Origin of the sequence: Brucella intermedia LMG 3301 (assembly GCF_000182645.1) — a bacterium.
Classification (GTDB): Bacteria; Pseudomonadota; Alphaproteobacteria; order Rhizobiales; family Rhizobiaceae; genus Brucella; species Brucella intermedia.
In genome coordinates this window covers 1,831,042-1,855,150 of the sequence record NZ_ACQA01000001.1, presented here as the reverse complement: position 1 = coordinate 1,855,150, position 24,109 = coordinate 1,831,042, and the positions used below count along the sequence as shown (strand labels likewise).

The following is a 24,109-nucleotide window of genomic DNA, read 5'->3' as shown; positions in this document are numbered from 1 at the left end:
TTTTACATAAGTTCGTAAAAGCCGTTCGCTGTTTTCTATTTCTTCTTCATCGCTTCCAGCAATGCGGCGCCGAAGCCGCCGGTCGATGGCTGCTCCTGTTTGCGTTGCGGCGCGAAGTTCTTGGCGGGTCGCTGATCTCGGCCTGCATTCCCGCGTGGGGCAGGGGCTTCGCCGCCGTCCTTTCTCATCGTCAGGCCGATGCGCTTGCGAGGCACATCCACTTCAGTCACGCGCACCTTCACCACATCGCCAGCCTTGACTACTTCATGAGGGGCTTTGACGAAACGGTCCGCAAGCTGCGAAACATGGACAAGTCCGTCCTGGTGCACGCCGATATCAACGAATGCACCGAAGGCCGCGACATTGGTCACCGTTCCTTCAAGCAGCATGCCGGGCTTCAAGTCCTTGATGTCATCAATGCCATCGGCAAAGGTCGCGGTCTTGAACTCCGGGCGCGGATCCCGGCCCGGCTTGTCAAGTTCGGCAATGATGTCACGCACGGTCGGCAGACCGAAACGCTCATCGACAAAAAGACGCGGATCAAGTGCCTTCAGCGCTGCGCTGTCGCCCATGAGGCTGCGCACATCGCGACCGCAAGCGGCGACGATTTTCTTGGCGACGCCATAGGCTTCCGGGTGAACGGAGGAGGCATCGAGCGGCTCCGTGCCGTTGGAAATGCGCAGGAAGCCTGCGCATTGTTCGAAAGCGCGGTTGCCGAGACGTGCGACCTTCAACAGTTCCTTGCGGTTCTTGAAGGCTCCGGCTTCATCGCGGTGCGCCACGATTGCCTCGGCGAGCGACTTTCCCAGACCCGAGACACGCGCCAGCAATGAAGCGGAAGCCGTATTGAGATCGACGCCGACCGCGTTCACGGCGTCTTCGACCACTGCATCGAGCGAACGCGCCAGGCGGGATTGATCGACATCGTGCTGGTACTGGCCAACACCGATGGATTTCGGCTCGATCTTAACGAGCTCGGCCAGCGGGTCCTGCAGACGCCGCGCAATGGAAACGGCGCCGCGCAGCGACACGTCGAGCTGCGGGAATTCGGCGGCTGCGGTTTCGGATGCTGAATAGACCGATGCGCCTGCTTCCGACACGATGACTTTCAGCGGTTTTGGTGCCGGCATGTCGGAAAGCATGTCGATGACAAGCCGCTCGGTTTCGCGGCTGCCGGTGCCGTTGCCAATGGCGATCAATTCGACCTTATGCTTGCGGATCAGGCTTGCAAGTTCGGCTTGTGTGCCCCGCACGTCGTTCTTTGGTGGAAAAGGGTAGACCGTCGTCGTGTCGAGCAACTTGCCTGTACCGTCGACCACCGCGACCTTGACCCCGGTGCGGATGCCCGGATCAAGCCCCATCGTGGCGCGCGAACCGGCAGGCGCTGCGAGCAGCAGATCCTTGAGGTTGCGGGCGAAGACATTGATGGCCTCTTCTTCGGCACGCTCGCGCAGGTCGCGCATCAGATCGAGCGACAGCGACAGCGAAAGTTTCACGCGCCATGCCCAGCCTGCAACTTCCATCAGCCAGCGGTCGCCGGGAAGCGTTCCGCCGATATTATAGGCGGCGGCGATCTTGCGTTCGACCGGCTTCACAGGCGCGGTATCGTCGGCGTCGATCTCGATGTCGAGCGACAGAAAGTCCTCGTTGCGCCCGCGCAGCATGGCGAGGGCCCGGTGGCCCGCAACATTTGCCCAACGTTCGGAATGGTCGAAATAGTCGGAGAACTTCGCGCCAGCGGCCTCTTTGCCATCGACAACCCGGGAGCGGAGAACTGCGCGTTCCTTGAGATAGTTGCGCAGATTGCCGATCAGCTCGGCGTTTTCGGCAAAGCCTTCGGCAATGATGTCGCGTGCGCCATCGAGCGCTGCCTTTACGTCGGGAACATCGGCGGTGATGTATTGCGCCGCGATTTCGACAGGCACAAGCTTGCGGTCCGTCAGAATGGCCTCGGCAAGCGGACCGAGGCCACGCTCACGGGCGATTTCCGCCTTGGTGCGGCGCTTCGGCTTATAGGGCAGATAAAGATCTTCAAGCTCGGCCTTGGTTGCGACGCCTGCGATCTTCAGCTCCAGCTCAGGCGTCAGTTTTCCCTGACCGCCAATCGATTCCAGGATCGAAGCGCGACGGGCTTCCAGTTCGCGCAGATAGGCGAGGCGTTCGGAAAGCTGGCGCAGCTGCGTATCGTCAAGGCCGCCGGTGACTTCCTTACGGTAGCGGGCAACGAAAGGCACGGTCGCGCCTTCATCCAGCAGGCCGATGGCGGCGAGCGCCTGATCCGGTTTTGCGTTGATTTCCGCCGCGATGATCCCGGCAATGCGCTTGGTAATATCGGCCATGTAACTTCCATTTCTTAATAGTCGCGCCGAACATAATCGGATGCCGGTTCGGCGCAATCAAGGCAGTATCGATGTTCCACAGGAAAGGCGTCAGCGTTCGTGTTCACGGCGATGTGAACTGCCCGCATCTTTTTAAATCGGATTTTAGCAATACTTATATCGGGTAATGACGATACGCATTGGAAGATCAGCGAGGTGACTGCGATGTCGGATGTTCAGCCTATACCTCTGGACGAGATATTAAAAGCGCTCGCCAATCCTGTGCGTCTCGACATTTTGAGCTGGCTCAAGGAGCCGGAGAATCATTTCTCCGGCCAGCACATGCCTTTGGAGATGGGCGTGTGCGCGGGCCAGTTCGAACGGTGCGGCCTCTCCCAGTCGTCCGTTTCCGCCCATTTGTCCGTATTGACCAAAGCGGGGCTGATCACGCCCCACCGCGTCGGGCAATGGACTTTCTACAAGCGCGACGAGGAGGCGATAGCCGCCTTCGTCAAAGCCCTTTCCGATCTTTAATCCATCCTGAAACCGACCTTTCCCACTTGCCCAATCTTTCCCACTTGAAGGAAATGTATCCATGGCTTCATTGTTCGATCCCGTTACCGTAGGCGATCTCAAGCTCGCAAACCGCATCGTCATGGCCCCCCTGACGCGCAATCGTTCGCCGCGCGCCGTGCCAAACGACCTCAACGTCACGTATTACGAACAGCGCGCGAGTGCCGGCCTCATCATCACCGAGGCAACGCCGATCAGCCATCAGGGACAGGGCTATGCCGATGTTCCGGGTCTCTATTCCGCCGAACAGCTCGCTGGCTGGAAGCGCGTGACCGACGCCGTGCACAGCGCAGGCGGCAAGATCGTCGTGCAGATGTGGCATGTGGGCCGTATTTCACACACCACCTTGCAGCCGAACGGTGGCCAGCCGGTCGCGCCTTCCGCGATCACGGCCAAGTCGAAGACCTATCTTGTTCAGCCTGACGGCACGGGCGGCTTCGCGCCGACCTCCGAACCGCGCGCCCTGGACAAGAGCGAACTGCCGGAAATCGTTGCCACCTACGGCAAGGCTGCGAGGGATGCGATTGAAGTGGCGGGGTTCGATGGCGTGGAAATCCATGCGGCCAACGGTTACCTGATCGACCAGTTCCTCCGTTCGGGCAGCAATCACCGTACCGATGAATATGGCGGCTCGATCGAAAATCGCGCCCGTTTCCTGTTTGAAGTCGTCGATGCCGTGACGAAGGCGGCCGGTGCAGGCAAAGTCGGTATACGTCTTTCGCCGGTCACGCCAGCCAATGATGCCTCCGATCCCGATCCGCAGCCGCTGTTCGATTATGTGGTCGAGAAACTGGCGGGATACGGTCTGGCCTATGTCCATATCATTGAAGGCGCGACGGGTGGTCCGCGCGATTTCCAGCAGGGACCGCAGCCCTTCGATTATGCGCGTCTCAAGCAGGTCTATCGCGATGCGGGAGGCAAGGCGGCGTGGATGGTCAATAATGGTTACGACCGCGCGCTTGCCGAAGAGGAAGTCGAAAGCGGTCGCGCCGACGTCGTGGCTTTCGGCAAGCCCTTCATTGCCAATCCGGACCTCGTGCGTCGCCTTAAGGACAATGCGCCGCTGAACGAACTCGACCAGCAGCATATGTATGGCGGTGGCGCCAAGGGTTATACGGATTATCCCGTGCTTGCCTGATCACGAGAATACAAAACCCGGCGAAAATGCCGGGTTTTTGTTATCAGAGCCTTGCTCGTGTCGAGCGCGGTGTGGCCAGCAGCAGATTGGTTTCGCTGGCCTTGATGCCCGGCACCAGCCTGATGCGGCGCAGGACAGCGTCGAAATCGGTGAGCGTGGCAGCGCCCAGTTCCACCACCAGATCGAAGCGGCCATTGGTGGTGTGGATCGCCGATATTTCCGAAAAGCCGCCAAGCGCCTTGACCACACGATCGGCCACATGGCCTTCGATTTCGATCATCATGATGCCGCGCACCGGCAGATCGACAGCATCCGAGCGCAGGATTACGGTATAGCCGATGATATCGCCGGAATTTTCCAGCCGCTCCATGCGAGCCCGCACGGTTGCCCGCGAAACACCGAGATCGATAGCAATATCCGAAATGCTGCGTCGCCCGTTGTGGCGCAAAAGCGTAATCAGCTTTTCATCCAGATCGTCCATGCTTTCTCCATTTTGAAAAGCCAAACCGACATTCTGATAAACCAAACCGATAAAATTGCCAATCCGGTTGCTTCACATCGCCAAGCGTAAATGGTGAATCTTGATCTGGATATTCAGAAGGACTCCACTTTATGCATTGCAAGATTCTGGGACTGCCCGTTCAGGAAGGTACCGGCCGCGTGGGCTGCAATATGGGCCCCGATTCCTATCGTGCCGCGGGCATTGCTACGGCTATCGAGGAACTCGGCCACGAGTTTACCGATCTCGGCAATCTCGCACCGGCTGTCCAGCGGTCGCTGGAGCATCCGAACCCAGCAATCAAGGCGCTACCCCATGCCGTTGCCTGGATCGAGGCAATCAGCGAAGCCGCCTATCGCGAAAGTGCGGATGGTTTCCCCATCTTCCTCGGTGGCGATCACCTTCTTGCCGCCGGCACCGTTCCGGGCATTGCGCGCCGTGCGGCTGAAAAGGGACGCAAGCAGTTCGTGCTCTGGCTCGATGCCCACACGGATTTCCACACGCTGGAAACGACAACCAGCGGCAATCTGCACGGAACGCCCGTTGCCTACTACACCGGCCAGAAAGGCTTCGAAGGCTATTTCCCGACGCTTGCCGCACCGGTTGATCCTGCCAATGTCTGCATGCTCGGCATTCGCAGCGTCGATCCGGCGGAACGGGAAGCAATCAAGAAAACCGAAGTCGCCGTCTATGATATGCGCCTGATTGATGAGCATGGCGTTGCGGCCTTGCTGCGCCGCTTCCTTGAGCGCGTGAAAGCCGAAGACGGCCTTCTTCATGTCAGTCTCGACGTTGATTTCCTCGATCCGTCCATCGCGCCTGCCGTCGGCACCACGGTCCCGGGCGGCGCAACCTTCCGCGAGGCGCATCTCATCATGGAAATGCTGCACGACAGCGGGCTGGTGACGAGCCTCGATCTCGTCGAACTCAACCCCTTTCTCGATGAACGCGGACGTACCGCCACCGTCATGGTGGACCTGATGGCGAGCCTGCTTGGCCGCAGTGTCATGGACCGCCCGACGATTAGTTATTGAAACATGCTCAAGGAGCAATGATGACCCAACCCAACCTCAATATCGTCCCCTTCGTCAGCGTCGATCATATGATGAAGCTGGTGCTGTCCGTCGGCGTGGAAACCTTCCTCAAGGAACTTGCCGACTATGTCGAAGAAGACTTCCGTCGCTGGGAAAACTTCGACAAGACGCCGCGCGTGGCGTCGCACTCGAAGGAAGGCGTGATTGAGCTGATGCCGACGAGCGATGGTACGCTTTACGGCTTCAAATATGTGAACGGCCATCCGAAAAACACGCGTGAAGGTCTCCAGACCGTCACCGCCTTCGGCGTGCTGGCCGATGTGGGTAGCGGCTATCCGATGCTGCTGACCGAAATGACCATCCTGACCGCGCTGCGCACTGCTGCGACTTCGGCAGTTGCTGCAAAGCATCTGGCGCGTGAGAACTCGCGCACGATGGCCATTATCGGCAATGGCGCGCAGAGCGAATTCCAGGCTCTGGCATTCAAGGCACTGCTCGGCGTCGACAAGCTTCGTCTTTACGATCTCGATCCGGAAGCCACCGCCAAGTGCATTCGCAACCTGCGGGGTGCCGGTTTCGACATCGTCGCCTGCAAGACGATTGAAGAGGTTGTCGAAGGCGCGGATATCATCACCACTGTCACCGCCGACAAGGCCAATGCGACGATCCTGACCGACAACATGGTCGGCGCCGGCGTGCACATCAATGCGGTTGGCGGCGATTGCCCCGGCAAGACGGAACTGCACGGCGATATCCTGCGCCGTTCCGACATCTTTGTCGAATATCCGCCGCAGACCCGCATCGAAGGCGAAATCCAGCAATTGCCGGAAGATTATCCGGTCAATGAGCTTTGGGAAGTCATCACCGGCAAGATCACCGGTCGCAAGGATGCACGACAGATCACCCTGTTCGACTCCGTTGGTTTCGCCACGGAAGATTTTTCGGCATTGCGCTATGTGCGCGACAAGCTGAAGGATACCGGCCTCTATGAGCAGTTGGACCTGCTTGCAGACCCCGACGAGCCGCGCGATCTCTACGGCATGCTGCTGCGCCACGAGAAGCTGCTGGAAGGCGAAAAGACCAAGCCTGCGGCCTGATCGTTCTCATTTCCAGGAGCGATTTTACTCAGCTTCACCTGTTGCAACCCTGCCGCGCTCGACGTGCGGCAGGGTTATGTTTTTTCAATCAGTGCGATAAATCCTTGTGCCGGGCACGATTTCCATTATTGCAGAGGGTACTTCTGAGATTGGGGATGCATCGGGCATGGATGACAGGGTGGAAAACGCAACATCCTTCAGGCAATCGGCAAATACCGTCCGGTCTGCCGCCAGCCCTCTCGTCTTCAGTGATACGCTCGGGCTTTATCAGCGGCCCATTGGTGAAGCTCTGGATACGGTCGTCTTGTTTGCAAGCCCCTGGGGGCTGGAGGAACTCTGCACGACGCGGAAGTTCTGGCGCAGCATCGCCGACAGGCTTGCAGCGCGGGGCATAGGTTCCTTCCGTTTCGACTGGCCGGGCACCGGCGACGGGCGCGACGACATCGATTTTTCCAAAGGTTTGGGTCTTTGGCGCGATACGCTGGTCGAGGCGGCCCGGAAAGCCCGTGTCCTGTCGGGGGCAAGTCGCGTCGTTATCATCGGGCAAAGCCTTGGAGGAGCCGTTGCTGCCGAAACGGCATCGCAGATCGACGGTGTTGCGGCCCTGGCGCTTCTGGCACCGGTTATCTCCGGACGGTTCTACACGCGTGAACTGGCTGTCTGGTCGAGCATGGTCGATGCCGATCTCGGACTGACGGACGAGCAAAGGATCAGGAACAGCGTTTCCATCGCCTCCCTGACCATGCAGCCGGAAGTAGCCGCCGATGTGAAGAAGATCAATCTCCTGTCGCTGGAAGCAAAACCTGCGCCCCGGTGCCTGTTACTGGCGCGAACGGATCGTCCCAACGATGCAGAACTCGCGGCCCATCTGGAAAAGCTTGGCAGCGACGTCACGGTTGAGGCCTTCGCCGATTACGACAAACTGATTTCCAACCCCGTCATCTCGCGCCTGCCGCTGGAGGTAGCTGGCCGGCTTGTCGATTGGGTGGCGGGGCTGGCAGGTTCCACGCCTGCACAAAATACGCCGGACGAAAGCGCTCTTGGCGGCACGTTACGGGGCGACGGTTTTATCGAAACGCCTGTTTCTTTCGGTTCCGAAAACCGGCTTTCAGGTGTTCTCTGTGCCCCTTCTGGCAAACAGCAGGGCAGGACGGTCATGTTCCTTTCCTCATCCTACGACCGTCGCGTCGGATGGGGACGCACGACCGTCGATATGGCGCGCAAGCTCGCACGGGAAGGCGTCGCTTCGCTGCGCTTCGATATTGCAAATGCGGGCGACAGCCCACCGAACCCCGGCATGCCGGAACAGGTGCTTTACACCCACGGCCCCGAGGCAGATGTTGCAGAAGCTCTCGACTATCTCGAGGTGCTCGGCTGGGGGCGTCCGGTTGTTGCCGGCCGATGCAGCGGCGCGTTCCTGGGATTTAACACGGCCCTCAAGGACGAGCGCATTTCCGGCGCGGTTCTCGTCAATCCCGTCACCTTCTACTGGGCGCCGGGACGCTCGATCGACGAGGCTCTTCGCGAAGGCAATCGCACGCTGGAGGATTACGGCAGCCGTGCCTTGCGCGCCGAAACGTTCCAGCGCCTGCTCCGGGGGGAACTGGATATCCGCGCCATACTGCGCAACCTCACACGCGGGGTGGCCGGCCGCATTCGCGGCCTGGCACGCAAGCTTTTGCGCAGCCGCACAGCGGAAGGGCGGGCGGTCTACTCGGCTTTTGACGAACTGAAACAGCGTGATGTGCCGCTGGCGCTGGTCTATGCCGAAAAGGACCCCGGGCGCGAACATTTCAATTTCTATTTCGATCAGGCAGGCAGCGGCGTGCAAGGCTTCGACAATGTGTCGGTTGCCATCATTCCCGATGCCGATCACAATCTGACACCGGAACATTCACGCAAGATCTATATCGACGCGATCCGTTCCCTGGCCCTGAAATAGTCAGAACCAGACGATCCGGGACGAACCAGCGATACGAATTTCGCCGGACGGTTTTTCCGGTGTTTCGTTGCGCGGGATAAGCGTGATGCGTTTCGTCTCGTTGGGAGCGAGGTGAAACCAGTTGTCGGCTGGGCGCCAGTCGCCCGCATCGATGCTGACGGATTGGGCCAGAACCGGTGTTTTGAGATCAAGAAACCAGTTCCCGTTCTCTTCCACAATTAGGGCTTCGATGGCGGCGTCGTGAAAGGCCTTCGTCCGTCCGAGCGGAAAGTGAAACGCCTCGGCGATGGTAATATCATTACGTTTCAATCGCGCCACCGTCACGTCATGCGCCGGAGGGCCGAAACGATAGGCGTAAGTGACATCGAAGAACGCGCCGAACAGATCAGTTGCCGGAATGGTGATCGCTGAACGACCTCCCATCGAAAGATCGCGGCGACCGGAAACCACCGGCTGCGAACCAGCGCGCAGGCAAGCTAATTCAAGCGAAAGATCAGCGGATTCTGCCTGTTCGTTCAGAATATGAATCGCAAGGCCGTTGACGCCTTCGTCGGTCAAGGCAAGCTGTTGCGGACGAAAGGCACGCTTGAGGCCGTGCCAGGACGGCTTGGGTTCGCCGGTCGCATCGATCATGCCCCACCCGGCACCCGGCAGAAGGTCTTGAAACATCCAGACAAGCCCGCCGAAACACGTGCTTCCCGGACGTCTCCATTCGGCAAAAGTCGCTTCCATCACTTCCGCCGTGACGGCGCGCGAAAGGTGGAGATACTGTTCCACATCCTCGCGTCGCAGCCGCGCGGGGTCGTAACCGTATAACATCTCCAGATAGCTATCCCGCACATCCTCGAAATCCCAGGATACGCCACGATCGCGCGGCAGGCGTGCCTTCCAGCGCGGATCGTGCACAGGCGGCACATCAAGATGGGTTTTCAGCGTGCGTGCTTCCGGCACGTTGGCGAAGGCCAGACATTCTGTTGCAAAGCGCACTTCCGCCCGGCGCGCATCTTCCAGCGGGCGGCAATAGGCGCTGACGCCGTAATAATGGCTGACGCCTTCATTGCTGATGAAGGGCAGGGCGCCATCGCAGGGCGAATTCGGCACATAGGGAATGTCGGGGCAAATCTTGCCTGCGATAGCCGGCAGGATTTCCTCGGTAAGCGGGCCTTTCCATGTCGTCTCCGGCAGGCCCATCATAGCGCCCTGCTGGTAGATTTCGCTGCCGCCGCAAAGCACGGTCAGCGATGGCGCCGGTCCGATGGCAGCAAGAAGCTGCGACGCTTCTGCCTGCACCTTCGCGACAAATGCCTCGTCTTTCACCGGATAATCGAAATTGGCGAACATGAAGTCCTGCCACACCATGATGCCAAGCTCGTCGCAAAGCGCGTAGAAATCCGGCGTCTCATAGGCGGTGATGCCGCTTAACCGCAGCATGTTCATGCCCGCTTCCTGCGCGAGCTTCAGCCACGCTTGGTAATCGCTGCGTGTGCCAGGAAGGCGGACGATATCCGCAGAACTCCATACGGCACCGCGACAGAAAACCTTTTCGCCGTTGAGTTTGAGCGCAAATCCCTTGCCGTCCGGCCCGCGGTCGACCTCGATCCGGCGAAAGCCCGCGCGCCCCAGCAGCCGCATTTCGCCGTCGAGCGAAAGTTCAACATCGTAAAGTGCCGGATTACCATGCGTATGCGGCCACCATGGTTCAACATTGGGGAGCGTCAGCTTCGCAGTCCACTCGCCGCTGGTCTGGCGCTCGCAAAGGGCCCGTTGCCCTGCGCAATGGAGGACCAGCGTTCCGGCGCCGCCGCTATAAGTAAAACTGGCTTCAAGTTCCCCATTGGCGCTTTCGGTCAATCTTGCCCGGATGGTGATGCCTGAAATGGCTTCGGTATGGGCGCGGCTGATTGTGACGGGACGCCATGGTCCCACCGCTTGGACTTCCGGGCACCAGCCCGGCATATAGCCAAGCGCGGTCGTGCGGATGAGGCGCAAACCTTGCGTGTTCATCAGCTGCGTGCGCCAGCGGGCACGCGGGCCTTTTTGATTGAGACGGGGCGCGAGCGCGCGAAAACACAGCGCAAGTTCGTCTTTGCCGGTCAGCGTGACGGGCAGATCATGTTTGAGAAACATGCTGTCGGTTTGCAGCAGCAGTTTCCCATTGAGAAAGACATCGCAGATGGTGGCAAGCCCGCCCAAATGCAGCATGGCAGGGCCGGGTGCCTCGTCTAGGTCGAGGAAATACCAGGCATCCTGATTGTCGAGCGGAAGGGGATTGTGTCGGTCGAAGCGCTCCGCTTTTTCCAGAGCTTCCGCCACCGTGCCGGGCACCGGTGCGTCCTTGATCACCTCACCGGACCTGGCGTCGTGCGGCGTTTGCGCCGCATCTGGACCGGTGAGAACGAGCCGCCAGCCGGTCGAGAGCGGGCGGGTCGTCGGATTGAATTCAAGCGGCATCGCGACCCAGTTCCGTTGCAAGCGCTGCCATCAGCCGATCCCAGGCATCTGCTGCCGGTTGAAGCGTTCCGCCCAGTGCGTCGAACTTCTTGCGCATGACGGCACGAGCAAGCTGGAACTGAACCGCCTTTGCCGTTTCCGCAACCTGCAAGGCATCTGCGGACGCCGTTGCAAAGCTCTTGCCTTGTCCGAGCCACTCAAGATGGCTTGCCGCAAGTTCGAAATTGGCGCCGAGCTGGCGCAGCGTGTTGAACGCATATTTATGGAAGAAGCCGAACGGGCGTTCCGCGATTGCTTCCACCTGAGCGGGGAACACGCTTGCAAAGGCACGGATCGGGTTTTCCTTCGGCCTGCGCGCAAAATGGCGTGGCAGAAGGATTGCAGCCACGCGTCGCTGATGGGCTTCGTCCGGCACGTGCTTCGGAAACTTGGCGAATTCCGTATAGGGCAGGAAGGGCAGGTCGGCATCCGTCAGATGACGCTGGAAAACGCCATCGAAATCCTCGCCTTCGAGATGGTAGAAGCCGCCATTGTGGAAATAATCGAGCTGGCGGTTTTCAACATCCATGCGGTTGATGGCGATGGTGGTCTTGCCATGTTCAGTACGATAGCTGACACCATGCGTATCCGGCATGAAATAGCTGTCCATTTCGATCATGCAGAGGCGTCCGCGCGCGATCTGCTCGGCGACATGGCTTTCCACACGGTCGAAAATTGCAAGCTCCGTCGCCCGCACGCCGTAAAGGGCTTCGAGGTCTTCCAGCGGCACCTTGAAGAAGGTGAACTGGTCGCCCTCGAAATCCTGCGTCAGCGTGAAGCCGAGCATGGCTTCCGGAGCGCCCCCCAATGTTGCCAGCACTTCGATCCAAAGATCAACATAACAGTTGGTTTCCGGCCAGATACGCGTCTGGGCATGCAAGGCGTGCGGCGTGTAACGGTCGGGCGCGATGTTCGGAAAAACAGCCTGCATGAGTGCGATCAGCCCCACAATTCCTTGCGTATGTTTTCCGGCCAGATTTCGACATCCAGACCGTGGTGATGGAAGAGCGCCAGTGCGATGCGTTCCAGCCCGAAGCCGACACAGGCCGTGTGGGCCACCGAACCGTCGTCGAGCGAGAGACCCCACTTCACGCCAAACTGATCCTGATGATAATTGAAGCTCATGCAGGCGGTCGGCTTTTCCACGCTGGTGATCGGGATCAGCAGTTCGAATTTCAGGTTCTGGTCGCGCTGGTTGTTGACCAGCATCTTGCCTGCACGGCCAAAGAACGGGTCGTTGGCGACGTCGATTTCCACCGGCAGCCCGACCTTTTTCATCATTTCCGTGCCGCGATCGATCCAGAGCTGGCGGAACGCCATCACATCGGCTTCAGTGCCCATGCGCACATATTCGCGCATGCGGAAAAGCTGCTGGCGGGCAGGGTCCACCGATGGCTCGTGACGGAAGCAATAGGATTGCAGGTCGTAAAGCCCGCCGCCCTGCGGCAGCGGCCCGCGCCTGGCGACGGTTGGATAAAGCGGATAGCAGGCTGCCGGCGTCAGAACGATGTCCGTTGCCTTCTGTTCCAGCGTCCAGTCCTTGCCTTCATCCATGCATTTGATGAGGTTGACGTGGTCAAGCTCGCAGCCGCAGAAGCTGTGCACGGTGCCAGCCAGTTGCGGGAAGCTTTTCATGTAGCCGCTTTTTTCGAAGAAAGCGCGGTTCATGCCGGGCGGGAAGCGGATTCCCTCGGCGCCGTCATCGCCTCCGGTACGGTCGATCAGGCGTTCAAATGCCTGGATGACATCTTCGAACTGGCCGGAGCGTCCGTAAAGACCTTCCACGCCGGTGTCGATCAGGAGACCGGAATCGAAAAGCCGGTCGAGAAATGATCTCTGAGCATCCATGGCGGTTATCCCAAAAGGCTGGTGTTCTGTTTGTGGATGAGCAGCATGGTGGCGGTATTGCCGAGGATGCGCTCGTTTGAAATCATCAGCTGCGCGGAATGCGCGTCACGCAGATGGCGTCCGAGGCTGAAGGGCGTATCGTTCTTGTAGCCCATGATGCCGCAGACCAGCATGGCGTGATTGATGATCTGCAAGATCATCTGTGAAGCGGCAATCTTGAGATTGTTCATCGCAATCGCAAAACCCATCGAGGCCAGCTTGTCGGGATGATGCCTGGCTTCGCGATAGGTCTTCAGACAGGCAACGATTTCGGATTTGAGCATCTGCAGCATGTTGGACGCTTCGGCGACGCGCAATGCACCAGGCTGCGGCGCGCCGGGATTGCGCTTTGCGGCGGCGCGCACGAATGCTTGGGCCCGGTTGACCGCGTCGACAGCGATCCCGTACCAGAGCGAACTCCACAGCGTATGGGATTGCGCCAGCATGGACTGCGCTGCGATTTCCGCGAAAGGATGCGGCAGGATCTGCACCTTGTCGGCCTCGCCACGGAACACAAACCCTTCCGAGCAGGTGCCGCGCATGCCGAGCGTGTCCCAGTCATGCGTCTTTTCGAGCGTGTACTGGTCTTTCAGAAACACCGTCATCACCTGATCCGACGATGCGGCATCCTTATGGGAGCGCGATGTGATCAGGATGGCATCAGCATAGGTGCCATAGGAAATGACGGTGGCGTTCTTTTCCAGGCGACACTTGTCCCCTTCGACTTCGATAGCGCAGATCGAATTGCGCAGATCGCCGCCAATGCCGCCTTCGGTGGTAGCCGAAGCAAGCAGCAGCTGATCCTTTGCGATTTTACGCATGAAGTCCCGGTGCCATTCGACCGTCTGGCCGTGTTCCACCAGGCTTGAAAGCTTGATGTGATGCATCGCGAAGATCATCGCGCTCGATGCGCAGGACTGACCGAGAATGCAGCACAATTCCGCAATCTGGTCGATCTCCGCGCTTTCGCCGCCCAGTTCGCTCGGCACCTGAATGCCAAGCAGACCCTCGGCCTTCATCGCATCGATTGCTTCACGCGGGAAGCGGCCTTCCTTATCGACGCTATCGGAAAATTTACCCGCTATGGCCGCTACGCGGCCTGCGCGCTCTGAAAGACTGTTTCCCGCCCCGGCATTCATTATGCGGCCTCTTTGTCCTTGAGAATCTGGGTGATCGTCTGTTCGATGGCCTTGATGCTCGCGAAAGACTTGCGGTTCAGATACTGATCCGGAAATTCGATATCGAACTTGTCTTCCAGACCGAGCATGAGCTGAACCGAGGCAAAGGAGGACAGGCCTGCGCTGTAAAGATCGGCATCATCGGCAATGTCCGTCACCGGTCCCGGCAGACCGCCGACCTTGGCCAAAAGTTCGCGAATGGATTCATTCATAATCTAACTCCCTGCTTATTCGCTCAAGTCGAAGGTTCGCGTCTGGGTTGATGCGACGGCACGATCTCTCAAGCCTCTCGAAAAGCTGCGGCAACTGTTCGAAATTCTGTCTCTTTATGCAAGTGATATGTTGCGAATGTTAGCAACATCGCAAACACATCAGTATGCGTCCGGCTTTTTCTGCTCCCGCAAGCCTTTATTTTCTGTTGACGCAGCGGCATTGCGGCCCGCCTGTTCTGAAGACGTGCTTATATAGTTAAATATTCAATGACAAGATATGTGGCATTGCCCGCAAGAGTTGCGTGCTCTTTTGGTTAAAGAGGACGGCGCGAATGCCGCGGCGCGGCGATCTGTCCCGTATTTGTAGCGATTGCCATTTCAAAACTGTCGGCAATTCGGCGAGCCCTGTCGATGAAGATGATTGCAGCATCCCGCGGAAAGATTTCGCGCGTGGTCTTCTCGAAAAGGTCGAGCCAGCGGTCGAAATGTTCGTTCTTCAGTCCCAGTTTCAGATGCGGGGCCATGGGGCGGCCTTCGTAATTGCCGGTCTTGAGAATGACCGACGACCAGAACGCGGCGATCTGCGCGATGTGGTGATCCCAATCATCGACCGCATCGGCAAAGATCGGCCCGATGACTGCATCTTCGCGCGCGCGTCCATAGAACGTCGTCACCAGTCTTTCGATTGAAGCCGGGTCGATGGATGGGTGAGGCTGATTGGTGAGAACGGTCATGTCGCCTGTTGATATCTTTGCGCCGGAAAAACGGGCTATGGCGCGGATATAGTCGCTGTACCGGCCACAATCCAGTGAAGTGTTGCCGCATGGGCATCAACTTCCCGTTGGCGAAGCAGTTGCGACGATCTAATAGTACGATGGTTGAACACGGTTGAAGGAGGAATGAATGCGGGTGTTTCTGTTTGCGGGTCTGTTGACCCTTGCCACCGGCGGAGTGGGGTTTGCGGCTTCGTGCGAACAGAATTTCAAATCCGATGGCGTTCCGCTGGTAACATCCGTGAGCTATCGCTCGACACAGAGCTTTACCGGCGTGAAGTCTGCGGCCGCCTTGCAGCGTCTGGCACAAGCCATTGCCGCTGAAGGGTTTTCGGGTATCAAGGTGAACAAGCAGCTCGCTTCTATCGAGGCTTTTCAGGAAACGACCGGATCGGGCCGGATCCAGACCTTGCGCGTCACTGCCCGGGCGCAGGGCAAGAGCACGCGTGTCGATGCGATCTTCACCATTCAGGCGGGACAGGCGACGAGCAAGTCAGTCGTACGCGAAGGACTTTGCCGCATCATTGCTTCTGCTGCCAATTGAGTTTGTCGTTCGATGGTCGGGTTTCGAACGATGTGTTCCAAGCGCAATGTAGTTTGACACTGGTTAGTGGATTTTATGGGAATATCTGAAACTGCCCGAAAACAAGTGAAAAGCGGCGGCAATTCAAGGGCTTAAATATCAGCCGGCGGAAGCTGGCGACGAGCCGTTTTTGACACCGGGTCAGCGGGAAATCAAGCAGGAAGTGGTTGAACGCCGAAAATCGGGCCAGCCCCTTAAGCGTCCGCTGAAAACCCCTCAAAATCCTTTTAAGTGTCCTCAAATCGTTGATTTTATTGATACTACCGAAAAACAACGATTTTTAAAGCTGTCCACCCGAACGGCAGAAAATATGTGAAAATGTAAAATTAAAGATGGAAGTTCGTTCCAACATGGGCCTCGGTGGAAAATAGCATAATAATAACAGACGGTTATTCCTACTCCAGTCTGTTTTGATGCCAAATTTAAGATGGAAGACGCCCATCGCCATTTTTGCATGCTGAGGTCGGACGTTGGTGACCGGCCAGATGCCTGTGATCACGCGGAGTTTAATCAGTATGGATTGTGCATTTATTAGCGGGACGCTATTTCTCCCCTACTGATTTTGCAGCGGGGGCAAGTTCATGATTGTAGGCGTTTCATTGATGACGGCGGTCGTGCTGGGAACAGCTACACCGGGGGAAGTAATCCAAAGTGCAGTCGGTAATTTCCAATGCATGCCGATCGAGAAAATCAGCCAAGTGTCGGGCGGAACGGATCGGATAACGGTCAATAATTTTGTTCTGAGCGAAAAAGAAAGCCCGCTTGCACCTGGGCAAACTGAACTGGGTGTGAGCTTTTCGGTTGTCAATCGATCAGACAAGCCGGTCTTTCTTAGTGGGCAGTTCGTTGGATTGGGGAAAGACAACGAGCAGAAGTTTGTTTTGTCGACGCCCACTTGGGAAAGCGCTTCCCCGCAGTCGTCCCAGACTATCCGAAGTGCCGTTTTCGTTGCGAGGGGTACGCTCCTGAGTGTTCGCCATATCTGCACGGAAATAACCGGTAACTTCTAACGCTTATCCAATAAGTAGCTATCAACCGGCGCTCAAACATGGAGCCCCGAAGATTGCACGTATCTGGAAATTCTTAGAATGCAATTGCGCTCCAGTCCCACACAAAATTTGTGAGCAGAGCTATCGGGAAGGCACGCACTAGGATCAAGCCGAGTGTTTACGATCTGCAGGATTATCCGCAGTGTCGGATAACCTCTTTTTAAGTCGGCGTTTTACGATCGGTAGTGCTTCCTCAACCGCTTCTGGATCAGTCAGATCATCGACCAGGGCACGGAGATCGTTGTACGCATTGCCCGTTTCTACGACTAGGTCCAGGTCGCTGATACGCCCATCTTCCTCTCTAAAGGTACTGCGCACAAGTTGGCCTAGCGTACGCAATAATACGGGTTCAATGGCAGGAAGCTTGCGAGCCGGTGATCGATCAGCGTCAAATATACTGCCTTCGCCAGTGATGATCCAATGTAGGTTTGCTCCCAGCACTGACTGATAAGCGCCCAGCACGGACGCCGTAGGTTCGTTGTCTCCACGCTCATAGTTCCCCAGCGTTTTTTCGCTGATTGAGAGCTGTTCCGCGAACGCAGCGCGTGGAATGTCGCCCGCTGCTCTTCGAACTTCGCGCAGCCGCGCTGCGAGCGGCGTCTTAGCCGTTTCAGGTCTAGCCACAGCCAACACCAATTAATGCAAAATCCGGGTTTACAAGTCCCGAATTTTGCATTATCCCTACTTTGGTCGCCGGAAAAGACCGGCAACAATTGCACCAAACGAGCCAACAAAAAGCGGATGGGCCAACATCCGCTTCTTGAGGAGAAACCCCATGACAGACCCCGTTGTATGGGACCGTCACGAGATACTTTCCCGCTTGCGTCGTCAGAAGAAAACGCTCGCGGGCATTGCCAAGGACTATGGACTATCCCTGTCCGGGGTCAAGAATATCTGGACCCGCCCCAACGAACCCGCCGAACGCGCAATCGCCGATGTGCTCGGCGTCCCGGTCGAGGTCGTCTTCTGCGATCGCTATCCGAAGAAGCGGAATCGCATTCACGTTTCTGAATACCCTTCCAGATCATCACGCGGCAAGCCTGCCCCCGTTCCCCAAAAGGACGCTGCGTGATGCGTGGCGCGGCGGCGGAAAGGATATTCTAGCCTAGCATCAGACACCGCAAACCGCGTGTTTGACAAGACGGATTATGCCCCCGCGAGGTCCGTCCCGGCTGATATCTCAAACACACCGCCGCGCCACAGCCCAAACAATCACAGAACTTTGCGAGGCTCTCAATGCCGAAACTCAATGACAAAATTGCCACAGAAAATTGCTGCGGGTTTCGCCTCAACGTCACCCGAATGGTCAGCATCTACCCCACGATCTGGATCGTCGTTTCCGCTATCGCGGCGGTAATGGCCACCATGATCCGGCAGGTTGCGGGGTGAACCATGTTCAACCCGTTTTCCGAGGAAGAACGCCTCCAGACCATGCTTGCATGTTGCTATGCGGCGGTGCAGCAAGGCGGATTTCAGCATCTGGCACTGCGCGACATTATCGATCCGCCGCATAACTGGTTTGACGCCCTGCTGGCGCGTCAGGTCGCTATTCACATTCTCGCTACGCAATTCGGCGTGCCAAAACGGCGGATTGTCACGATGCAGGCGCGTCAGCGAACCTCCGTTTCCTTCGCCGTACATGCAGTTGACCGCCGCCTTGAGACCGAGGCGTTCGCGGATGCGTATCGACGCATGACGGCCCTAGCAGAGACCCTTTTTGAACAAGAACTTGAGAAGGCAGCAGCATAATGGCCGAGTTTAAGCGTATTGCCATAGCCGATATTGTGGTCACGGACAGGCTTCGCGCCGTTGAGGAAGATCACGCCCAGGCGATTGCCCTTTCGATTGCTGAACATGGGCTTTTAAACCCTATCACAGTGCGTTTTACGCCAAATGCGAAGGGCGGAAAGTTTACGCTGATTGCGGGGGCGCATCGTTTGCGCGGTGTTGTCCTCAACGGTGACATCGAGATTGATGCTTTGATCGTCGAGGCCGACAAGACCGAAGCGGCTTTGCAGGAAATCACCGAAAACCTGTTTCGCAATGAGCTTTCCGCCATTGATCGCGCGGAGTTCGTCAAGGCTTACCGCGAATTGTGGGAAGAAAAAAACGGCGCAATTACACGCGGCGGCGATCAGGGAGCAAAACGACAACTTGTCGCTTTGCTCGATGGCGAAACCGAAACCGTCAGCTTTTCTGAACACGTTGCGGACCGCCTCGGCCTTTCCAAGCGATCGGTCGAGCGCCTTAACAAGATCGCACAAAATCTTCACCCGGACGTGCGCGCGGCTGTACGCGGCACTTCGATTGCCGACAATCAATCGGCTCTCCTGAAGCTTGCCAAGCTGGAACCGGCGCTTCAGCGCCGCGCTGCAATCGCCTTCCGTGAGGAAGGCGACTTGAACAAGGCGTTGCAGCTTATTGACGATGCGCCGCGTCCGGCAGCGACCGATAAGCAGACGATGATTTTCTCGACATTCGTCAAGCTTTGGAACGATGCCAGCCCTGAAACCCAGGCGCGTATCCTTGCCCATGTTGACGCGAATGCTGTCCAGGAGAACGCGGCATGAGCAAGCTCCATCCAGATCAGTTTGATTTCTTTCCCGAAGAACTCTTTCCGGTTCGCGCCCCCGCTTCGCAGATCGACTTACAGCGCTTCCGCTCCAAGCTGCGCCGAGCCATGTCCGAGGCGATCCGGCAGTGTCCTTATGAGCGCCCGGTGATCGCGGCGCGCATGGCGCAATACCTTGGCATTCCTAATCTCACCAAAGCGGCCCTTGACGCCTACACGGCAGAAAGTCGGGCCACGCACGATATCAGCCTTGTGCGCTTCAAAGCTTTCGTCCGGGCAACCGGCGCGGTCTGGCTTTGGGACATGGTGGTTTCCGAAGACGGCCTAACATTGCTGGAAGGCGATGAGGTCCGCCTTGCGGAGATCGCCGCCGTTCAACAGCAGCAACGCGAACTGAAGGCGAAACTCAAGAAGCTCATGTCCGTGCCCGTGAATGTGAAGCGCCGGGGGCAATCATGAAGGAATGGTACACGATTCCCGAACTGGCGGCGCACAAACTGCCCGGACTGCCGCAAACCCGGCGTGGGATTGATTTTCTCGCGCAAAACTCAGGCTGGAAGCACATTGAGGGCAAGGCGCGCAAGGCCGAACGTCGCGGCGGTGGTTGGGAATATCATATTGATCTTCTGCCGCAGTCTGCCCGCACCCGCCTTCTGGTAGTGCACAGCGCACCTGCCAATGACGATCGCGATGCCGAGGCAGAAAAGAAAGCGGCTCTTTGGGCGCGTTTTGAGACGCTTTCGGCAGACGTTAAGGCCGAGTGTGAAAAACGCCTCGAAATTCTGACGTTTATTGATGAGCTGCTGGCCGCAGGTGCCGCAGCCGACATGACGAGCGCCGTTCTGATTGCGGTGCGCAGATACGGCGTCAGCCGCGCGTCCATCTACAATTGGCGGGCACAGCTGCATCATCTTCCACGTGCCGATTGGTTGCCAGCGCTGGCGCCAGCTTCGACCGCCAGCAAACAGCCGTCGGCATGCAGCCAAGAAGCATGGGAGTTTTTGACCGCAGACTACTTGCGCCCGGAGCGTCCGAGCTTTTCGGCCTGTTACCGGCGCATGGTGAAGGTGGCGAAAAAGAACAAGTGGACGCCGGTTCCTTCAGAACGCGCGCTGCGCCGCCGCCTGGATGCGGAAGTGCCCGCCGAAGTGCAGACCTTGGCCCGCGACGGCAAGGAAAAAGCTAAGATGCTCTATCCAGCACAGCGCCGAACCCGCGCCCATCTGCATGCCATGCAGGTCGTGAACATGGACGGCCACAAGCTCGACGTGTTTGTGAAGGTGCCATGGTCTGAAGCCCCGGTGCGCATGTTCCTGCTCGGCATACAAGACCTGTATTCCGGCAAAATCCTTTCCTGGCGTCTCTCAGACAGCGAAAACAAGGAAACGGTGCGCCTTGTCATCGGCGACATGGTGGAAAAGTTCGGTATTCCCGAAGGGATCGTCCTCGACAACGGTCGGGCCTTTGCCTCGCACTGGATTTCAGGCGGGACGGCGAACCGCTATCGCTTTAAGGTCAAGGACGAGGACCCGCGCGGCCTTCTGACAACGCTCGGCATCGAAATCCACTGGACCAACCCCTTTTCCGGTCAGTCCAAGCCGATTGAGCGCGCATGGCGCGATCTGGCCGAGAACATATCAAAGCATCCGTTTTGCGCCGGGGCCTATACCGGCAACACCACGGCCAACAAACCGGAGAATTACGGCACCCGCGCCATTCCGCTCGCTGATTTCCATATGCACGTTTCGGAACAGGTCGCGGAACACAACGCGCAGGCGGGCCGCCGATCGGCAAACTGCGCGGGCCGCAGCTTCGATGAAACGTTTGCGGCCAGCATGGAAACCGCAATAGTCAGTCAGCCAACTACCGCGCAGAAATCGCTTTGGCTGCTCGCGTCCGAGATCATCCGCACACAGAAAGGCAATGGCGAAATCCATTACCAGGGCAACCGCTACTGGAATAGCGCGCTCACCCAACATGCCGGGAAGAAGATCACGATCCGGTTTGATCCAGATGATCTTCACGGCACGATCAAGGTCTATGACCTCAACAATGCGCTGATCTGCGATGCCGAATGTATCGCCGATACCGGCTTCTTCGATCAGGACGCCGCCCGCAACCATGCTCGCGCCCGCCGCGATTACTTGAAGGGGCTGAAGGCCACCGCCGAGGCGAAGCGGAAACTGTCAGCAAAGCAGTTGGGTGAGCTGATTTACCAGGGCGAAAAAGCCAGAACCGAAGAACCTAAGCCGGTCCGCCCGAAGGTGACGCGCATCGCGAGAGGCAATCTCGCGGTGCAGGAAGAAGCGGTTGCGGATGCAATCAGTCAGGAAGACTTCGAGCGCGGCTTTGCCCGTGCGCTTCGTGGGGACGAACCCACGGTGATCCAGTTCCCGCAAGGGAAGCATGAGCCGGTAAGTAGTGAGTACGGTTCCAAAAAGAAGGGCGGGAGAAATCCCGCCCAATAGTCCAAACAATCAAGGAACCTCGTAAATGAAAGACGTGAATAACACAATAGGCAATCGTGCAGCCAATGCCTGGGAGCGACCTTTGACCGGCCCGGAACTGACTGCCAACCGCACCCAACAGGACATTGATACTTGGTGGGCGCTGATTGACCGGCTTTTGCCTGTGGTGAGTGTCAACAAATGGAGCAAGATAGAAACGGCTCGCCGTATCGGTATGCCGGAGAGCACATTTTCCGCATGGTTTTCGGGCCGCTACAATGGTCGGCTGGATGCGCAGAACAAGCTTGTTCAGCAATGGCTTGATGCGGTCGATGAGGCTGCGGAGCTTGATACGCTGCCGTCCTCTCCATCATTCTTCCTGACCCGCACGGCGGCAGAGATCGAAGCCGCGCTGAAGTGGGCGCAGAAGGGGCCTGACCTTGTTATGGTCACGCAGCCTGCAGGCGTCGGCAAGACCATGACTTGCCGCCAGTACCGCGCCACGCGCCCGCATGTCTACATGGTCACAATGTCGCCGCACACGCGGACGGTGCACGGCATGATGGTCGATCTTGCCTCGGAACTTGAGGTGATGCAGCACAACCCGGCGAAGCTCACTCGCGCAATCGGCAACAGGCTCGCCCGCGCCGGTGCGCCAACCCTGCTTATCGTGGACGAGGCCCAGAACCTCGTTAATGAGGCAATCGACCAGCTCCGGCACTTTGTCGACGTTTACAACTGCGGTGTGGCGCTGATCGGCAATGATGAAATCCACAGTCGTTACACGAAGCGGCAGGATATGCCGTCCGAAGGTTCGAAGAACGCGCAGCTTCGGAGCCGCATCGGAAAGCGACTGAACTATGCCAAGCCTCACAAGGAAGATTTGCTCGCTTTTATCGAAGCGTGGGACGTGACCGACAAGGCCACCGTTGAGCTTCTGCTTGGCATCGGCATGAAGGGCGGCGCATTGCGCCAGATCGATAAGACAATGCGGCTGGCAAACGAAGTTGCGCAGGGCCTCGGCATGTCCGTGACTTACGACATCGTCAAAAAGGCTTGGGAAAACCGCGATGTTGAAGGTCTGGTGGCATGAGCATCGAACTGTCCAGAACTCTCAAGATCATCGCGGATGAGCTTGGTCGGTATGATGCTGACAATCCCATTCCTGCCCACCGCTGCCCCGACCTTTACGCCAAGTTGTCGCTTTGCTCCGAACTGGCGGTCGCCATGGAGCTAGAGCTTACGGGTTTCCGGCATCTGGAAATGGACCGGCAAGGCCGTGCCTTCATGGAGGCGGAAGCAACGGCGGCATTGACGGCTCGGCCCGTTCCTCGCGACGGCAAGATTTTGCGCCCTGAATTCGGGAGGAAGCCATGATCCGCAATCCATACGAGTTGAGCGAGAGCTTGTTTCTGGCGCGCAAAAATATCCTGCAATACGAGATCGCGGGTTATTTTTTCCGGCCAGCTGACATCCGCAACCTGTCGGAACTCTTTCTGATCAACGGCATGATCGCCCAACAGATGGGCCATGAGATCGCCCGTTATCGTGCCACCGGATGCATGGAAGCGCATCCGGTTGTGACGACAATTGTCGATCACGCGACCCAGCCCGGCTCCAATGTCGTGCTGCTTAACATCAACAGCGATCGCCAGAAGCCCTGACCCTACCGCTAGAAGGAATTTCCCTATGTCTGATTCCAGCATTCAAATCCCTGCAGGCTATGTCCGCGATCGTGACGGCCACCTTGTTCCAAAGGATAAGGTCAAGCCGATCGACCGCGAACGCGATTTGCTTGTAAACGCAATATTCAACGAAGCAGTGATGTTATCTGGCCAGATCGCGGATTTCCGCGATCGGTGTTTCGATCTCGTTGGCGAGTTTGTCGATAGATCAGCCGCCCAATACAAGGCGAAGCCTCGTGGCACGAAGGGTAACATGACCCTTTATAACTATGACGGATCGGTGAAGATCGTCATTCAGCGCGGCGAAACAAAGTCCTTTGACGAGCGTTTGCAGGTCGCTAAATCGCTCGTAGACGAGTGCATTCATGAATGGTCGAAGGGTTCTAACAAGAATATCAAGGCTCTGGTTGACCATGCCTTTCAGGTGGACAAGGAGGGGCAGGTTTCAGTTGACCGCATCCTTTCCCTGCGTCGCTTGGATATTGATGATCCTCGCTGGCTCAATGCCATGACCGCAATCATCGACAGCATGCAGGTGGTCGGTTCCAAGCGGTATTTTCGCGTCTACAAGCGTGTGGGCGAGACGGACAATTACAAGCCCGTTTCTCTCGATGCCGCCAGCGCGTGAGGAT

General features: G+C 57.8%; 27 protein-coding genes. 18 read left to right on the top strand and 9 right to left on the bottom strand.

Going from position 1 to position 24,109, the window contains the following annotated elements; all coding sequences use genetic code 11:
- Positions 1-35 precede the first annotated feature (35 nt).
- Positions 36-2,339, bottom strand: coding sequence for a Tex family protein (locus OINT_RS08910; RefSeq protein WP_006471600.1), 2,304 nt, complete (start codon positions 2,337-2,339; stop codon positions 36-38).
- A gap of 204 nt (positions 2,340-2,543) precedes the next feature.
- Here OINT_RS08910 and OINT_RS08905 point away from each other — a divergent pair, with 204 nt between their 5' ends.
- Both OINT_RS08905 and OINT_RS08900 read left to right on the top strand, forming a co-directional pair.
- The gene (locus tag OINT_RS08905) at positions 2,544-2,852 is read left to right on the top strand and encodes an ArsR/SmtB family transcription factor (RefSeq protein WP_006471599.1); all 309 of its coding nucleotides are present in this window, start codon (positions 2,544-2,546) and stop codon (positions 2,850-2,852) included.
- A 61-nt stretch (positions 2,853-2,913) separates the two neighbouring features.
- A complete protein-coding gene (locus OINT_RS08900; protein ID WP_006467466.1) occupies positions 2,914-4,029 on the top strand; it encodes an alkene reductase in 1,116 nt (371 codons plus the stop codon).
- Positions 4,030-4,072: 43 nt separating this feature from the next.
- Here the strand turns inward: OINT_RS08900 and OINT_RS08895 are convergent, their stop codons facing one another.
- Positions 4,073-4,510, bottom strand: coding sequence for an Lrp/AsnC family transcriptional regulator (locus OINT_RS08895; RefSeq protein WP_006471598.1), 438 nt, complete (start codon positions 4,508-4,510; stop codon positions 4,073-4,075).
- 131 nt (positions 4,511-4,641) lie between these two features.
- Here OINT_RS08895 and rocF point away from each other — a divergent pair, with 131 nt between their 5' ends.
- The 3 genes from rocF to OINT_RS08880 all read left to right on the top strand — a co-directional run bounded on the left by rocF (position 4,642) and on the right by OINT_RS08880 (position 8,601).
- Positions 4,642-5,562: an arginase gene (rocF, locus tag OINT_RS08890; RefSeq protein WP_006467464.1), complete on the top strand. Its 921-nt coding sequence runs from the start codon at positions 4,642-4,644 to the stop codon at positions 5,560-5,562.
- 20 nt (positions 5,563-5,582) lie between these two features.
- On the top strand, positions 5,583-6,659 hold the full coding sequence (locus tag OINT_RS08885) for an ornithine cyclodeaminase (RefSeq protein WP_006471597.1): 1,077 nt from the start codon (positions 5,583-5,585) through the stop codon (positions 6,657-6,659).
- A gap of 166 nt (positions 6,660-6,825) precedes the next feature.
- Positions 6,826-8,601: an alpha/beta fold hydrolase gene (locus tag OINT_RS08880; RefSeq protein WP_006471596.1), complete on the top strand. Its 1,776-nt coding sequence runs from the start codon at positions 6,826-6,828 to the stop codon at positions 8,599-8,601.
- Here OINT_RS08880 and OINT_RS08875 read toward each other — a convergent pair whose 3' ends face one another.
- The 6 genes from OINT_RS08875 to OINT_RS08850 form a co-directional block, all read right to left on the bottom strand.
- Positions 8,602-11,052: a glycoside hydrolase family 2 protein gene (locus OINT_RS08875; protein ID WP_006471595.1), complete on the bottom strand. Its 2,451-nt coding sequence runs from the start codon at positions 11,050-11,052 to the stop codon at positions 8,602-8,604. It lies immediately after the preceding gene.
- Positions 11,042-12,022 (bottom strand): DUF1839 family protein, encoded by a 981-nt coding sequence (locus tag OINT_RS08870; RefSeq protein ID WP_036565128.1) that lies wholly within the window; start codon positions 12,020-12,022, stop codon positions 11,042-11,044. The genes OINT_RS08875 and OINT_RS08870 overlap by 11 nt, the downstream gene beginning before the upstream one ends.
- A gap of 8 nt (positions 12,023-12,030) precedes the next feature.
- A complete protein-coding gene (locus OINT_RS08865) occupies positions 12,031-12,939 on the bottom strand; it encodes an amino acid--[acyl-carrier-protein] ligase (protein WP_006467459.1) in 909 nt (302 codons plus the stop codon).
- 5 nt (positions 12,940-12,944) lie between these two features.
- Positions 12,945-14,117, bottom strand: coding sequence for an acyl-CoA dehydrogenase family protein (locus OINT_RS08860; protein ID WP_006467458.1), 1,173 nt, complete (start codon positions 14,115-14,117; stop codon positions 12,945-12,947).
- Positions 14,117-14,368: an acyl carrier protein gene (locus OINT_RS08855; protein WP_006467457.1), complete on the bottom strand. Its 252-nt coding sequence runs from the start codon at positions 14,366-14,368 to the stop codon at positions 14,117-14,119. Before OINT_RS08855 ends, OINT_RS08860 begins: the two co-directional genes overlap by 1 nt.
- A gap of 314 nt (positions 14,369-14,682) precedes the next feature.
- Positions 14,683-15,102, bottom strand: a complete 420-nt coding sequence (locus OINT_RS08850) for a group III truncated hemoglobin (protein ID WP_006467456.1) — start codon at positions 15,100-15,102, stop codon at positions 14,683-14,685.
- Positions 15,103-15,271: 169 nt separating this feature from the next.
- Here OINT_RS08850 and OINT_RS08845 point away from each other — a divergent pair, with 169 nt between their 5' ends.
- From OINT_RS08845 to OINT_RS08840, 3 genes are all read left to right on the top strand, one after another.
- Positions 15,272-15,685 (top strand): hypothetical protein, encoded by a 414-nt coding sequence (locus OINT_RS08845; protein ID WP_006467455.1) that lies wholly within the window; start codon positions 15,272-15,274, stop codon positions 15,683-15,685.
- A gap of 169 nt (positions 15,686-15,854) precedes the next feature.
- Positions 15,855-16,040, top strand: a complete 186-nt coding sequence (locus OINT_RS23555) for a hypothetical protein (protein ID WP_138920919.1) — start codon at positions 15,855-15,857, stop codon at positions 16,038-16,040.
- 265 nt (positions 16,041-16,305) lie between these two features.
- Positions 16,306-16,734 carry a hypothetical protein gene (locus OINT_RS08840; RefSeq protein ID WP_006467454.1) on the top strand — a complete coding sequence of 143 codons (429 nt, stop codon included), beginning with the start codon at positions 16,306-16,308 and terminating at the stop codon, positions 16,732-16,734.
- Positions 16,735-16,878: 144 nt separating this feature from the next.
- Here the strand turns inward: OINT_RS08840 and OINT_RS08835 are convergent, their stop codons facing one another.
- Positions 16,879-17,397 (bottom strand): helix-turn-helix domain-containing protein, encoded by a 519-nt coding sequence (locus tag OINT_RS08835; protein WP_172491101.1) that lies wholly within the window; start codon positions 17,395-17,397, stop codon positions 16,879-16,881.
- A gap of 151 nt (positions 17,398-17,548) precedes the next feature.
- On the opposite strand from OINT_RS08835, the gene OINT_RS08830 reads away from it, so the two are divergent.
- The 10 genes from OINT_RS08830 to OINT_RS08790 all read left to right on the top strand — a co-directional run bounded on the left by OINT_RS08830 (position 17,549) and on the right by OINT_RS08790 (position 24,105).
- Entirely contained in the window at positions 17,549-17,845 is a 297-nt protein-coding gene (locus tag OINT_RS08830; protein ID WP_039852742.1) for a helix-turn-helix domain-containing protein, read from the top strand.
- A gap of 164 nt (positions 17,846-18,009) precedes the next feature.
- Positions 18,010-18,162, top strand: coding sequence for a hypothetical protein (locus OINT_RS23815; RefSeq protein WP_006467452.1), 153 nt, complete (start codon positions 18,010-18,012; stop codon positions 18,160-18,162).
- Between the two features lie 3 nt (positions 18,163-18,165).
- Positions 18,166-18,522, top strand: coding sequence for a hypothetical protein (locus OINT_RS08825; RefSeq protein WP_006467451.1), 357 nt, complete (start codon positions 18,166-18,168; stop codon positions 18,520-18,522).
- Positions 18,522-19,343, top strand: a complete 822-nt coding sequence (locus OINT_RS08820; RefSeq protein WP_006467450.1) for a ParB N-terminal domain-containing protein — start codon at positions 18,522-18,524, stop codon at positions 19,341-19,343. The genes OINT_RS08825 and OINT_RS08820 overlap by 1 nt, the downstream gene beginning before the upstream one ends.
- Entirely contained in the window at positions 19,340-19,804 is a 465-nt protein-coding gene (locus OINT_RS08815) for a hypothetical protein (RefSeq protein ID WP_006467449.1), read from the top strand. The genes OINT_RS08820 and OINT_RS08815 overlap by 4 nt, the downstream gene beginning before the upstream one ends.
- Positions 19,801-21,813, top strand: a complete 2,013-nt coding sequence (locus OINT_RS08810) for a transposase domain-containing protein (RefSeq protein WP_006467448.1) — start codon at positions 19,801-19,803, stop codon at positions 21,811-21,813. The genes OINT_RS08815 and OINT_RS08810 overlap by 4 nt, the downstream gene beginning before the upstream one ends.
- A 25-nt stretch (positions 21,814-21,838) precedes the next feature.
- Positions 21,839-22,885 (top strand): AAA family ATPase, encoded by a 1,047-nt coding sequence (locus OINT_RS08805; protein ID WP_006467447.1) that lies wholly within the window; start codon positions 21,839-21,841, stop codon positions 22,883-22,885.
- Positions 22,882-23,169 carry a hypothetical protein gene (locus tag OINT_RS08800; protein WP_006467446.1) on the top strand — a complete coding sequence of 96 codons (288 nt, stop codon included), beginning with the start codon at positions 22,882-22,884 and terminating at the stop codon, positions 23,167-23,169. The genes OINT_RS08805 and OINT_RS08800 overlap by 4 nt, the downstream gene beginning before the upstream one ends.
- Complete coding sequence (locus OINT_RS08795; protein ID WP_006467445.1) at positions 23,166-23,456, top strand: hypothetical protein; 291 nt, start codon at positions 23,166-23,168, stop codon at positions 23,454-23,456. Before OINT_RS08800 ends, OINT_RS08795 begins: the two co-directional genes overlap by 4 nt.
- Before the next feature lie 25 nt (positions 23,457-23,481).
- Entirely contained in the window at positions 23,482-24,105 is a 624-nt protein-coding gene (locus OINT_RS08790; protein ID WP_006467444.1) for a DUF3164 family protein, read from the top strand.
- Positions 24,106-24,109 lie beyond the last annotated feature (4 nt).